At 44.4% G+C, this 14,519-nt stretch carries 12 protein-coding genes; 5 read left to right on the top strand and 7 right to left on the bottom strand.

The window, feature by feature from the left end; all coding sequences use genetic code 11:
- Positions 1 to 119: 119 nt before the first annotated feature.
- The 6 genes from RH96_RS12790 to RH96_RS12815 all read right to left on the bottom strand — a co-directional run bounded on the left by RH96_RS12790 (position 120) and on the right by RH96_RS12815 (position 8,111).
- On the bottom strand, positions 120 to 782 hold the full coding sequence (locus RH96_RS12790; protein ID WP_010201576.1) for a M48 family metallopeptidase: 663 nt from the start codon (positions 780 to 782) through the stop codon (positions 120 to 122).
- Positions 783 to 804: 22 nt separating this feature from the next.
- Positions 805 to 2,427 carry a DUF1513 domain-containing protein gene (locus RH96_RS12795; protein ID WP_010201578.1) on the bottom strand — a complete coding sequence of 541 codons (1,623 nt, stop codon included), beginning with the start codon at positions 2,425 to 2,427 and terminating at the stop codon, positions 805 to 807.
- A gap of 3 nt (positions 2,428 to 2,430) precedes the next feature.
- The gene (locus RH96_RS12800; protein WP_010201580.1) at positions 2,431 to 3,579 is read right to left on the bottom strand and encodes an imelysin family protein; all 1,149 of its coding nucleotides are present in this window, start codon (positions 3,577 to 3,579) and stop codon (positions 2,431 to 2,433) included.
- 41 nt (positions 3,580 to 3,620) lie between these two features.
- Positions 3,621 to 5,276, bottom strand: a complete 1,656-nt coding sequence (locus RH96_RS12805) for a di-heme oxidoredictase family protein (RefSeq protein WP_010201581.1) — start codon at positions 5,274 to 5,276, stop codon at positions 3,621 to 3,623.
- A 446-nt stretch (positions 5,277 to 5,722) separates the two neighbouring features.
- Positions 5,723 to 7,165, bottom strand: a complete 1,443-nt coding sequence (locus RH96_RS12810) for an imelysin family protein (RefSeq protein ID WP_010201582.1) — start codon at positions 7,163 to 7,165, stop codon at positions 5,723 to 5,725.
- A gap of 289 nt (positions 7,166 to 7,454) precedes the next feature.
- Positions 7,455 to 8,111, bottom strand: coding sequence for an OmpA family protein (locus tag RH96_RS12815; RefSeq protein ID WP_010201583.1), 657 nt, complete (start codon positions 8,109 to 8,111; stop codon positions 7,455 to 7,457).
- Between the two features lie 420 nt (positions 8,112 to 8,531).
- Between RH96_RS12815 and RH96_RS12820 the strand changes: the two genes are divergently transcribed.
- From RH96_RS12820 to minE, 5 genes are all read left to right on the top strand, one after another.
- Positions 8,532 to 9,488, top strand: a complete 957-nt coding sequence (locus RH96_RS12820) for an acyltransferase (protein ID WP_037033666.1) — start codon at positions 8,532 to 8,534, stop codon at positions 9,486 to 9,488.
- A gap of 450 nt (positions 9,489 to 9,938) precedes the next feature.
- On the top strand, positions 9,939 to 11,060 hold the full coding sequence (locus RH96_RS12825; protein WP_010201587.1) for a hypothetical protein: 1,122 nt from the start codon (positions 9,939 to 9,941) through the stop codon (positions 11,058 to 11,060).
- Between the two features lie 111 nt (positions 11,061 to 11,171).
- The gene (minC, locus tag RH96_RS12830) at positions 11,172 to 12,014 is read left to right on the top strand and encodes a septum site-determining protein MinC (RefSeq protein WP_010201588.1); all 843 of its coding nucleotides are present in this window, start codon (positions 11,172 to 11,174) and stop codon (positions 12,012 to 12,014) included.
- 360 nt (positions 12,015 to 12,374) lie between these two features.
- Positions 12,375 to 13,187 (top strand): septum site-determining protein MinD, encoded by an 813-nt coding sequence (gene minD, locus RH96_RS12835; RefSeq protein ID WP_010201589.1) that lies wholly within the window; start codon positions 12,375 to 12,377, stop codon positions 13,185 to 13,187.
- A gap of 2 nt (positions 13,188 to 13,189) precedes the next feature.
- A complete protein-coding gene (gene minE / locus RH96_RS12840; protein ID WP_010201590.1) occupies positions 13,190 to 13,480 on the top strand; it encodes a cell division topological specificity factor MinE in 291 nt (96 codons plus the stop codon).
- 109 nt (positions 13,481 to 13,589) lie between these two features.
- On the opposite strand, the gene RH96_RS12845 is transcribed toward minE, so the two are convergent.
- The gene (locus RH96_RS12845; RefSeq protein WP_010201591.1) at positions 13,590 to 14,117 is read right to left on the bottom strand and encodes a cytochrome b; all 528 of its coding nucleotides are present in this window, start codon (positions 14,115 to 14,117) and stop codon (positions 13,590 to 13,592) included.
- Positions 14,118 to 14,519: the final 402 nt, after the last annotated feature.

The raw sequence follows: 14,519 nt of genomic DNA on the forward strand, positions 1-14,519 counted from the left end.
TCTACAATATACCTATCATTCTATTATTTGAATGATACGCTGTATACTGCGACGTGAGCGCTTATCATAGCAGGTATATTAGGGTTAACGAATGCCTTTATAGGATTTGTGTGAGGCGCTTAATCCAGCTGACCCGACTTGCCCGCTAGCATATCGTGCCACTGCTGATAATCTGGCATCGCTGCCGCTACCGTTTGCCAAAATGCCTTGCTGTGATTGGCATGATGCAAATGACACAGCTCATGGACAATGACGTATTCGGTGCATTCAATCGGATAAGCAGGAAGATATACGGATAACCAAATTCGACGCGCACGAGTATTGCAACTGCCCCAGCGCGTATGCATTTTTTTCAGTCGAACTTCATTAGCAGTAGCACCGACTATCGGTTGCCACTTGGCAAATAGTGCTGGATTTACTTCAGTAAGTTGTTGCCGATAATAAGCGATTTTTTCATCGTGATTTAGCCTCAATGATTGTTCGATGCCCCATAAGAGGACGGAACTATCCGAGGTTGACGCTTTGGGTTTCGGGGTTTGCTTGTGATGATAACGCGCTAACACTTGCGGATGGTTGTCTAGCGCCCATGATACGCGCTTGTCGACAGACTGAGCGATTTGGCTGGCGCTGATAGACATCGGTACAGAGACCATGAGCGCATAAGGCTTTAAGCGAAAATTGATATTTTTGACGCGCTTTTTACTCACGTGCAGCGCAATACCCGCTTGTGCCAGCTGGTGTTTGGCCGTATCTAACACTAGAGACGTACTCTGTTGCGGCATTATGGTTTCTCCCTTACACCGCTTATGCTAAAACTGCCTGCAAATGATTGTCAAAAGACATATTATGTATTTGACTGTCCTGCACCATAATGTCGGCAGTATGCTTTGAATTTGATTCTGCTACATCCGATGTTTCTACTGGTAGGGTATTCACCCTCAATCTTGTCAGCTTCCCGTGCCCATCGCTGACGATAAAGCCTGACGCTCCATGATTATTTTTAGTTTGACCAGTGACCTGACCAGCTATTAGCGAAGCGCCTGCACAATCCGGCAAACGCACAGCATCAATCAGCATGCGTGTGTTTAAATCATAAATCGCTGCACAACCGCCAATTGGTGTGGTCACACATAACAGATTGCGCTCACTATCAACCGCGACACTGGCAATGTATTGATGGAAGCATTGCCAGTGATTATTGGGCATAACCAATGGTTTAAAGTCAGAATCACCGCGATGATGGGTCAGCACTAACGGCACATTGGTATGTTTTTCACCTTGGAATTGAATACCAATCATCACCGTGCCATCGTCATGTATGGCCAAATGACGCACACTCATCTGATTGTGTTCAGGGATAATTTGCTCAAGCAGCGTCCCATCATGACGACTCAAATAAGTCAACGATGGACGCATGGTATCGAGATTCAGCTCTTCACGAGAGGCTTGTTCGGTTTTGATACCGCCGTTAGCGATGACCAGTGTCTCGCCATCTGGATGCATGATCAACTCATGTGGCCCAATACCGTGCGAGTCAAATTCGGCTATTTTATTATAGTTATCATGAGCATCGTAGATACCAATTTTACCCGCCAAGCTTATCGTATCATTCTCAGTGACGTATAGCTTTGAGCCATCTAAACTGTAACAAGCATGCCCATAAAAATGGCGATTAGTAGTCGCTTTTATAGCAAACTTTACCTGTCCTGTCGCTGTGTCTAATACCCAAAAACTTTCACTGGGGCGGCGACCCAACACCACGACATCGCGTTGACAGTTATGAGCATTTAATCTGTTTTGATTGTTTTGATTGTTTTGAATATTAACGATTGGCTGGACAACGATATCATGGACACGCTCAGGCATGGTCGTTTGCCAAACGATTTGTCGGTCTGCATCAATGCCGACCACCCCAAAACCAGTTTCATCATTATTGTCATCATTACTGTCATCGTTATTTATCAATGATAGGTTTTTTGGCATGGATGCCACGCCACTGACCCAGCATACTGGACGCGCCAACATAATGGTGCTATGTATTGCCGTCAGGTCAGTGACGGTATTTTTACTATCATAATTTTTATCATCGATATCATCATGATAAGCCCGTTGCCACGCAGCAGATGCTTGCTGATAGGCGTAGCGAAAACGGGTTAGCTGTGGCTTGGGCGATGCTTGCAATGTATGCAGCTGAGCACGCACACCCGACACATAATCTTGCAACTTTGCTTCAGGCTGATGCTGCTTGCGATAGTGATGATGTATACCAATCAGTGCCACCGTTCCCAATACGCTACCAAGCGTAGTCAAGGCCGAAGTCACCAGCTGCTCATGATTTGAGCGCTTGTTTGCCGGTTTAGGCGCTGCTTTAGATGACGCGCTATGAGATTTGGCTATGGCAGCGGTATTGGCTTCAGAGATTTGCATGACTTAATCGCCATCGTTGCTGTTAAAGCCAACACGGATGCCGAGGGTCGGAATCAATTGGCGTTTCAGCAGACGGGTAATGGTCGTAAAATGATCAAACAATTCTTGCTGCTTGGCTTTATCGGCAGTCGCTAAATCCTCTGGCATCTGCGCCAATAGCGTGGTCGTATCAGCCAGCTCGCTTGATAGACTGGCCGCAATAGCATTCTCATCATTGCTACCAAGAATGGCCGTCAATACCGGGTCAGTCAGCGTTTTATTCAAGGTAGCCAACTTAGCATTGATAATAGCGCGGCTTTGTCCAGCAGTAGCAGCAGGCAGATGTCCCTTGGCTTTGCCTGTGAGACCTAATGGTTCATCAATAGCATTGGTCTTCATCGTCTCAATCAATGACAATAAAGCGTTAAACCACTGGTTCAAACCTTGATCGCTATCAGCCGTTTTATCAATCGCCAGTAAAGTCGTGGCGTTCTGCTGCCAGTTACTTTCGATGTCTTTTAATCGCGTGCTTAGTGCCGCGCTGGCGCTGACCACATAAGCACATTGAGCAGCATTCAAGCTGTCATTGGCAAATAGCGCCTCTTCCAGACCTGGTACACCTTGCACAATAGCGCTCTCGTTAGCGAGCTGCTCTGGGGTTAGTTTTGGATTGGCCGCGATTAGCTCTGCAACACCACTGTGCACCAGACCGCGCTCGTCAGGGTAATAATTGATGTACAAGTTGCTCATACTAGCAGTCGCAGGACCGAAGTTGATCATCTCAGCACTCGCCCATGCTTGTGCCAGTACCAGCCACTGAGCACGTAACGCTTGTAACTCATCACCGCTGACAGGCGCTTGCTGACAATGCTTCTGCGCCAAATCATGTAACAAACCACTTTGCTTCGCCGCATCCGCATAAGCTGGAATGACAATGTCTTCAGCCACATGCGTCAGATAGGTCTTTTCGGTCTCCGCGCTGATATCTATGGCGACTATCTGTTCGTCATTCGCGCTATCGGCGGCCGTACTGTTTGAAGTGGCACTATCTTGCGCGACGGCTTGGCTATCCACCTCTGCTGTTTTATTCTCATCGGCAGGCTTGACACAACTGATGAGTAATCCAGCACTCAGTGCCGATAACGCCATTGCTAATGCAGGATTTATTTTCATAAGTTTCTCGGTAATGGGATAAGTAATAATTTATATCATTTTTATAATGATTTTAAGAAGGCGTTTAATTCAGCGCGTCCTTGCTTATCTAATTTCAACACTTTTTGGCGTTGCCTTTCTGCTTCACCGCCATGCCATAGCACTGCTTCCATCAGCGTGCGCGCGCGACCATCATGTAAAAAGGTCGCTTGTGGATCGACGGTTTGAGCCAGACCAATTCCCCACAATGCAGGAGTACGCCACTCGTATGAGTTGGCCAAAAACTCAACTTGCGCATCTTTTGCTGGTAGTTTGCCCGCTATCGTGCGATCGGCAAGCGCATCACCCATATCATGCAGCAGCAAATCCGTATAAGGATAAATGACTTGTCCATGCTGCTCAAGATGATCGTCATCGGTTTTTGGCAACTGATATCTTGGCGTATGGCAACTTTGACAACCCATATCATAAAAATGTTTTTTACCAGCCAGTACCAGCTTATCGTTGGCATTGCGACGATGGGGCACGGCTAAATTCCGCGTATAAAATTCTACAAACTTGGCTATTTCATCATTCACTTCGACGAGCGGCTTACCATTACCTTGCTCATCAGCGCCAGTAGTCGCGTTAATACAAGCGGTTTGGCTCGGCATGCAGGACTCATGAGGACGAATGTTTGAGGTCAGCCCCATATCCTCATTAAAGGCACTTTGGTTTTGTGTAATCAGCTTGGTTTGACCAGCTTTCCAACCAAAACGACCAAGCGCATGCTTGCCAGTTTGCGGGTCCATCACCCAGTTAAACTTGCCACTGATGTCGCTAGTACTATTGTTATTGACCGCTTGTTTTTTAATATCATCGTCAGGTATTTGTTCTAAGAGCCCAAGCCCAATCATTGGTAAAGCCACTCGCGGTGATACCATCATTTCATTATCAAACGCCCCATAGCCGGGTTTGGTCAACTTAAAGCTAGGCGCACGTAGGGTTTCAACATAACCATCGGCAAAGGTAACTGGCATATCGGTCCACTGTACCGCAATTCGCGCTTCGGCTGGTACACCCTGAATACCGCGATCTTGTAGCTGACCGCCATACATAGGATGCACTACTTTTTCGATCAGGGAATCCTGCAATTGCTGACGCTGCTCATCCGTTGTCGCTGGCATAGACAGACGTATTAATAAACTATCAGCATCGTCCTTGCTGCTCATCGGCGCGTGACCACGACCATCTTTGACATGGCATGATTGGCAGGCGGCGACATTGAATAACGCGCCAAGACCGTCACGGCTGTCCGTGCTAGCAGGGGCAATCACCCACGGTTGTTGAAAGAACGCATTACCAATGAAAAAAGAACCTTTGCGTAAGGCAGTGAGATTTGATGAAGGTTTTGAGTAACTCTCAGCACTGGTAATACTAATACCGCTATCACCGCCTTGTTTAATCTCTTGCGGGTCAAAGGAGGCAAGCTGCTGCATGGGCACCCCAGCCAGCGCTTCGATATTTTGACTGCGTTCAGCAGACAAGGCTTTATCCTGATCCTGCTTGTCAGCATTGACGTCATTCTTATTAGCGGATGAGCTGTCAGTGGGCTGACAAGCTGTAAGTGACAGTATGCAGAGAGCACTAAGCGCAAGCTTTAATGATGTATTTTTAGACAATAAAGAGGTATGAAGAGACATAGATAGTTTGTCTTTCGTGGCAGAAATGGCGTTCATAAGCATTGCCTTAGCGCTAGTATAGAACCATCAAAATCGCGCACCATAACAATATGTCGTTACAGTCAACAGGGTACAACTGTAAAAAGGCTGGCTGGTAGCGCTATTTTAATAGGGCATAAAAAAACACATTGCCAACCGAGATTGACAACGTGTGTATTATACATAAATTACTTTCTTATGAAAATAATTCTCATTCACTTATAGCGACTTATCAGGCATTATAAATGAATACAACTGACGCTAGGGCGTGTCTTCAATTCACTCGATAATCATCTGAATGGGCTAAAAATGGCTAAATCTTGCCAAACATCGTCAAATAGCTGGTTAATATCCCGATATTATCTGCACTATTTTTCTTGTTTGACGGCAATTTATCTCATTTTTATCACCATTTTTGAAATGAAGACACGCCCTAGTAAACGTATAAACAGCCTAGCTTAAAACTATGAACCCGCATCAGCATCTAGATTATCAATACCAGCCGCTTTTGCCGCGCTTTCGATACCAGTCGTCAATTCCTGCAAGCTGGTAATAGCAGTCTCGATCCAACCACGACGAGCATTTTGCTCTTCAGCAGAGATACCTTGTTTACTTGCTTGGCCAACGGTCGCGATCATTTGATCAATCTTAATACCTTCTTTTTCGCCTTTTTCAACGATGATATTAAAATCACTTTCTACTTTACTAAAGTCAGCAGCCAGCTTATCAGCAACATCCTGATGACCCGTATCAATCAGGTAGTTCTTCACGCCATAGCCACCAACGGTTTTATCCGCGAGGGTTTTGTAGCTGCCATTAAAGACATTCTGAATACCGCGAGCATTATTGGCGTAGCTAAGATGGGTCAAGTCACTAAAGCATTCGTGTTCGTCTTCGGTAGATCCTGTGACGAAAGCGACCTGCATACGCTGAGAGGCCAGCTCGCCAAATGCCAAGCTGCCCATCTGATACATAATCTGGCGCAGGCCATTGTTATCTTTACGCGCTATCATATCGCTGCGTAAGGTATGCTCACTGTCAGGCTGCCACTGGGCTTCCATCGCGGTCAAATCATCAACCAATAACTGCGCAGCGGCCTTTAAGAATTCGCCACGACGCTCACAAATGCTTGCATCGGTATTGGCGCTTTCACCACTAGTACATTTGCCATCGGTGGTATTGTAATCGCTGATCGGACGGTTGCCTGCACCTTCACCGACGCCATTGGTATCTTGTCCCCATAGCATAAACTCAATCGCATGATAGCCGGTCGTCACGTTGGCTTCACTACCACCGATTTCATTCATGTCTGCTAATAGTTGCGGTGTAATCGTGCTGGTATCTTGCTTAATGCTACCGACGGCAATGCTATCACTATTGATGATATTGTCTTGACTGTTATATTCACCTTCGTAATCGTCGCTGACGTAATCAATGAGCGCTTCATCGAGCGGCCATGCATTGACCTGTCCTTCCCAGCCATCGACGCTACCAATCTCACGCTGGTCATCAGCGCTCACAAATGCTTCATCAAAACGGAACACTTCAGTCTGTGAGTAAGGCTGACGCGCCGCTTTATAGGCAGCTTTTGCCGCCTCAAGGTTCGCTTCAGTTGGCGCATCTACATAAGCATTCACTGCTGTCTGCAAGGTCTTTGCGGTATCTAATGAATCTTTATAGGCAGCATGAGCCATATTTACATAGCTAAGTGCCAAGCGGTCGATATTGGCTTGCTCTGCGCCTGATGTGGTTTTATTATTGGCAGCGTCTGTATTTTGTACCTCTGTTTGTGCATCAGTGGCGTCATTGGCTTGCTTAGTACAACCCGATACCATCAGTATCCCTGCAAGCGCAGCGGCTAAAGTAGTCGGTAAAATTTTACGGCTCGTCACTGTGGTCATATTCATACACATCCTCGATGAGATACATTATAAAAAAAGGCAAGTACAGTAAATGACTGATGTATAGGGTCATAGCTGCTAAACACTGTCATCACTATTGCTGAAATATTCAAATATTTGCGAATTATAATGTTATTGATAACTATTATCAAATATAATTTAAGGATTGGGTCTTACCGTTGATCAGAAGCTGGCTTATTAAATTCTAAGCCCAAAAAAAGGCCAGCGTATTGCTGACCTTTTTTGCACTATTCTTACTGTAAGCGACTAAAATTAATGGTGATCAAACCATTTATTAGTTTACGCTTTGTGGCGAGTTAATCGTTAGCTCAACACGGCGGTTTTGCTGACGACCATAATCAGTGTTGTTGTCAGCTACTGGACGTGATTCGCCATAAGCAACAACGTTGACACGGTTAGAAGCAACACCACGAGCAGTTAGGTAGTTAGCCACTGAGTAAGCACGATCACGTGATAGACCCATGTTATATGATGCTGAGCCTTTACTATCGGTATGACCAGCAATGTTAACTGATGTTTTGTTGTACTGGTTCATCGTTGAAGCAAGTTTATCAAGTGTTGGCTTGAACGATGAGCTCAAGGTAGCATCATCAAATGAGAAGGTGATGCTGCCTGGCATAACTAAGTCAATGTTACCAGTCGTTGGGTTTTGCTCAACCGTTACGCCTGTACCAGCCATTTGTTGCTCAAGCTGCTTAGCTTGACGCTCCATGTAATAACCAACACCAGCGCCCAATGCGGCACCAATAGCTGCATCGCGGCCAGTTTTGTCGCCACCAGTTGCTTTAGAGATGGTTGCACCACCTAAAGCACCTGCCAATGTACCGATAGCAGTTTTGTTCAAACGTTGTTGTCCAGTGTTTGGATCAGTAGCACAACCACTAAGTGCTAAACCAGATGCGACTGCGGCAATCATTAATGTGTTACGCATAATATTTCCTCTTAAGAATTAAATTAAAATTGTGCTTTGCTAAGCTGTGCTTTTTATAAAGATTATTTACGAATCTTATTTAGGTGCTTATCTTGCGTTCATCATTATTATGGCAATTACCATCTATTTATGTGTAATATTTTGTCACAACTATGTATGAGAAGTGCAGGAGGGTTCGCACCCTTCTCCTTTGTATTATCCATGTCTGCTAGGCCAGACATGGCAAGTCACGTTTACAGTCGTACACTATGAATAATTTCTGTTAAAATCATGCAATAAAGTCGACCGTGAAGCAGCGCTAATAACACCACTAAACATATAGCGCGATTTCAACCCTATAAAACGCCAAAAATTTTGGAAATAACGACTTCAGAAATGGAGTATTTATATATCAACAATATCGATAGACAGGGATTAAACATGCGCCTGACCTCTACTATTCAAAGAATACATCAACGCGCCCCAAAATTGGGCAAGGCGGTTTCGCTGACTACAGCAGCCAGTGTCATCGCGGCCAATAGCTTTGGTTATAGTATCCCGCTATGGCTAATGGGCGCGACCAAGATGATTACTGGAGCACCCATTGCGGATAAAACCGTGATAAAAATTGCTGCCCACTGGATTAGTAGTAACAACGCCTTGATCGATAATATGTTGCCACGTAAAGATTGGCGTATCAACTTACCCGATGACGTCCATATGGCCGGTAAATACCTACTGGTTAGCAATCATCAGTCATGGGTCGATACCAGTATCGTGCAATACATTGGTGAACAGCGCCTGCCCCTCACCCGATTTTTTACCAAGTTTGAGCTGATTTATATCCCAATCGTTGGTCAAGCCTTTTATTTTTTAGACTTCCCAATGATGCGCCGCCATCCTAAAGAAAAGGTTGCCAAAAACCCTGCATTAAAGGGCAAAGACATTGAAGAGGCCAAGCGTGCCTGCGCGTTATTAAAAGACAAACCGTTCACCTTATTAAACTATTTAGAAGGCACGCGCTTTACCCAAGAAAAACATGACAAACAAAATGCACCTTATACGCATTTACTGAAACCGCGTGCGGGTGGCTTGGCGCTGGCTATCAATGCCTTAGGGGATGACATCGATGGTATTTTGGATATGACCATTGTTTATCCGGATGGCGTACCAACCTATGGTGATCTATGGAAAGGCAATATCAGACGCTTGGGCGTTGACGTTCAGTATATTAAGATACCTGACGAACTGTTTGCTGGTATCAAAAATGGTGGCTATGAAGAGGATGAGGCAATAAAAGCTAAAATGTTCGATTGGGTTGAACAGATATGGTGTCAAAAAGATGGCCTTATTACTACCATGCTTGCTGACTTTGCAGATAACCCGCAGAGCAAATAGACTGAACGATAAACTATTTTCCTCAGTAAATCTGCAAATCACAATGTTGCTATACTTTTTATGCTGCAATATAAATACTAAAAGCTGGCTAGGACGTGTCCTCGTTTTGAAAATGGCGATAAAAATGAGATAAATGGCAGCTAAACAAGGAAAGTAGTACAGATAATATCGAGATATTATCTGTACTACTTGACGCAGTTTGGCAAATATTTAGCCATTTTTAGCCCGTTTACAGTTTACTGTTCAGATTGAGGACACGCCCTAATATCAGGTTTTACTCAATTGATATAAAATACCAAATTATAATGGTTGATGGGTTGTTTTTTGATGGCATTCATTGATAATGTGAATAGTCATTAAAACGCTCGCTTATTCAGTTGTAATATCATCACTGACCCTGTCTACTGACGACATTATTTCTTATGCCATTTCTTACTAAAAGGTATGACTGTGCCCGCCTCTCCTACTAAAAGCTCGCCACTAACCGCAGCAATGCCAAATGAGTCATCAAACTTAGCAAGCAGTCAATCTCCGAGCACGCAACCCTCAAGCGAGCAGTCACCACAGTCAAATCGTCCCAAACCAAGTCGCTTTAAGCTGACTTATGACATTTTGATGATTGTTGCTATTAGTATTGATCTCTTATTGATTAGCATAGATGCCATCTTGATGAGTAACTTTAGTAGCAATGTTGCAGGGTGGCTGACACTGAGTGATGCGCTTAACTGGTATCAAGGCACTTTGCATGATCCGTTGCGTACGGCGGGTGGATTTTTCACCATATTCTTAGTCGTCGAGCTATTATTACGCTGGGCAATTGCCATTAAAGAAAAGGTGTATTATCGCTGGTTCTTTTTTCCGTTTGTCCACTGGTATGAGGTATTGGGCTGTTTTCCGCAGCTACGCGCGCTACGGTTATTTCGAGTAGTGGTTATCGGCCGCCGACTATATCAGCTTGGCTATCAAGTACTACCGCAGTCGTGGATTGACCGCATCAAATTCTATATTGATCTGCTACTAGAAGAGTTGTCAGATCGTGTCATTTTGACTGCAATCGATAATTTTCGTGTGCAGCTTACCGACACCAAAACGCACAAATCATTGATCGAATCAACGATTGCTCGCAACCGTCATGAGATTGAAACAGCATTACTTTCGCTACTACGCACAGAGCTGGCGCCAAAACTGCAAGCGCTGACGGCCTCACCAGGAGGCAATAACATGATAGCTGGTGCGATGGGCGAAGCGATCAAAGAAGGTTTGGCCAATACGCCAGAGTTACGTCGCTACTTGCGCATGATACCCATCGCTGGTGGCTTGATTGAGTCGCAATTGCAGCATGTGGGACACAATATTGGCGAAAATGTGGTCATTGCTTTAAACGAGCGGCTACTCGATGCAGAACGTCTCGACGCATTGATGGTCGCTATTGCCAGCGGTGTGGCACAAATCGATACCAACAACACCGCGCTGGATACTTTGATTTCTAGCATTATTGAAGACAGTTTGACAGCATTTGAAGCACAAATAAAAGTGCAGCAATGGAAGCACCAAGATATGCTTAACTTATAACATTTTTGCTAAAAATGGCTGATAAATAACCAGCACCTAAGTAAATAACCACTAAATAATAATAAATATAGTACGCATGCAGCCATACGATATTTTTTGAGGATCAATCTTATGACGATTTTAAATAACGACAACAGCAGCCCAACCCCGAGTGCTACGCCTGCTCTCGCCTTTTACGGCAAGATGCTCACCTTTTCGCGCTTACAGTTCAGTACGGATGACTTGAGCGCTATCGAGGCTCAGCTTGCTGAAACGCTTAGCAACAAATCCAGCAATATCCCTATCCTCATTGATAGCGAGGTCGAACAAGATCTGTCTGCATTGGTAGAGCTGTTATGGTCATGGGGATTGCAACCTATCGGTGTCGTGACAGGTGTGTTGGATACACAAGCACGTGAACAGCGATTGGCGATATTTCCTGCCGACGGCAAACGTATCGAGCGTATTCTACCCAGTAAAAAACCCACTGCTCAGGTCAGTAAAGCATCAGAAGCCAAAAGTACAGAGTCGACCAGCACGAATGACGTAGCTGCAGCGTCTGAACCCGCACTTGAAACAGCGACCGAAACGACCATCGCCAATATTCCAGCAGAAACCTTGGTAAGCGCTGAACATATCACCAGCCTCATCTATGATCAAATGCTACGTTCAGGACAGAGCCTTAACCACGTCGGTGGGGATTTGATTTTGACCAACAGTGTCAACAGTGGTGCTGAAGCGATTACCGACAACAGCTTGCATGTCTATGGCCGCGCCCAAGGTCGTTTGGTCGCAGGAGCAACAGGCGACAAAGATGCTCGTATTTTTTGTCAGGTCTTTAACCCGTCATTGGTGTCAGTCGCAGGCACTTACTGCCTACGAGACAATTTACCGGAACACGTAATCGACAAACCAGTACAAGTACGCTTTATAGAAGGTCAAGGTTTGGTATTTACCGTGATGGATGAGGCCTAGTTAGACGGCTAATTTGTCGAATTTTATACATAAACATCAAAGACATTCGCTGTAGTGCTAAGAAAATAACGGTTAAATATCTTACTTAATATTTCAGTAAGTTTGATTAACAAAACTGTCTCAAGACAAATAATTTACTCTGCCACTATGTAACCTATCTATCAGTGCTAATACCTATAGGCAGAAGCACTTAACGCAGATAATCGTTGTTTTTCGCTTTAGTGCAGACTTGCTATAAATTTTTGTTTATTTATGCTAGGCTTACGCTCGCAGCGCATATATTACATGTGAATAATAAGCATAAGAGAATGCGCTATTTTATTTAATAGATATCCCATTGATTCATAGGAGTGTGCCATTGTGGCGAAGATTGTTGTAATCACTTCAGGTAAAGGCGGTGTGGGCAAAACCACCACTAGTGCCTCTTTTGCCGCTGGTTTGGCGTTGCGTGGCTATAAGACGGTTGTTATCGATTTTGATGTGGGTCTACGTAACCTAGACTTGATCATGGGCTGTGAAAATCGAATTGTTTATGACTTTGTAGACGTCATCAGCGGTAACGCGCGCTTGTCACAAGCACTGGTCAAAGACAAACAGCTTGAAAACTTATATATCCTACCTGCCAGTCAGACGCGTGACAAAGATGCGCTGACAGACGAAGGGGTGTCCGAAGTAATGGCTGAACTGTCTAAGCAGTTTGACTATATCATTTGCGATTCTCCTGCTGGTATCGAGCGCGGTGCTCAGTTAGCGATGTATCATGCTGATGAAGCAATTATCGTGACCAACCCTGAGATCTCTTCAGTACGTGACTCGGATCGTATTATCGGTATCTTACAAAGCCGCACCAAAAAGATCGAAGAGAACCAAGGCTCTATCCGTGAGCATTTAGTTATCACTCGCTACAATGCCGAACGTGCGGCAGCGAATGAGATGATGGACATCGATACCATCTCTAACGATATCTTAAAAGTACCGTTACTCGGCGTTATCCCTGAAAGCCATTCAGTGCTTGAGGCATCTAACCACGGTGAGCCAGTTATCCATTATACCGATTCTATCGCTGGTCAATGTTATGATGACATTGTCGCCCGTTTCTTAGGCGAAGAGCGGCCGTTACGTCATATTGACGTAAAGAAAAAGAGTTTATTACAGCGCTGGTTTGGGGGTTAATGATGAGTAAGAAAAAAGGATTTTGGAGCAATTTATTTGGTACTGATGACAGCAGCAATGTCGGCAGTGCCAATTTAGCCACTGAGCGTCTCAAGGTTATCGTTGCGAGTGAAAATCGCTTAAACAACCGCCTAACAGCGGATCGTATCGAAAAAATGAAACGTGAAATACTAGAAGTGGTGAATAAGTACGTCAATGGCGTGCAAATTGACGATGTAAATATCAATCATCGTTCTGAAGACAGCTTAGATGTGCTAGAGATGAATATCAACTTGCCTGAGCATAAAAAGTAATCTGTTCAAAAGCATATGGAACAAGCGCTCTAGTTAAGCCCTAGTCTAAAAAAGCCCTCAGTAAAATACTGAGGGCTTTTTTGTGGACGTATACTTCCTGGATTCGTCGTTACTTTATACGTGCGATCAAATTGTCTTTTTTGACAAACTGATGATACAAAGCTGCACCGATATGCAATACCGTAAAGGCAATAATCATGGGCCAGATAATATCAGCGTGTAAATCATTATAATAACGCGCTAAACCTCTGTCTGGGGTGACAAAGACAGGAATCTGAAATAAACCAAATATATCTACCCGTCGACCCCCATAGACCGACATCAGTAGGCCAGCTAATGGCATCGCGATTAGCAAAGCATATAGCGCAAAGTGCGACAACTTTGACATCAACAGCTGCCACTTAGGCATCGGTAACGCTGGTGGCACTTTGGTAAACACACGATTGATAACTCGCCCTATCATCCAACATAACAAGCTTATACCAAAGGCCTTATGTAGCCCAATATAGAGATTGTCATTAAGATTTTGGTAGAACAGCATCATGAGCCACGTTACCAGCAATAAAACCGCACTGATCCAGTGAAATAAGCGGCTAGCGATTGACCACTTTGAAACATTCACATCGATATTATTCATAGGCTGCTCTACTCACTCTAACCAACATTTATAGATAAAGACAATAACAGGCGGCACAGTCATTGTGGCTAGGCTAGGGCGTGTCTTCATTTCAAAAATGGTGATAAAAATGAGATAAATTGCCGTCAAACAAGAAAAATAGTGCAGATAATATCGGGATATTAACCAGCTATTTGACGATGTTTGGCAAGATTTAGCCATTTTTAGCCCATTCAGATGACTATCGAGTGAATTGAAGACACGCCCTAAGCATTTTTTGCCGCATAAGCGGGCTCAAACAATCCCAGTGACATGGCTTGTTTGACCATTCCCATGATGTCGCTGTTAACGATATCGAATAACGTATCCAAATCATCAATGACATAATAAATCGGCTGAATATGATCGATACGATAAGGGGTA

This window comes from Psychrobacter sp. PAMC 21119, from assembly GCF_000247495.1.
Taxonomy (GTDB): Bacteria; Pseudomonadota; Gammaproteobacteria; order Pseudomonadales; family Moraxellaceae; genus Psychrobacter; species Psychrobacter glaciei.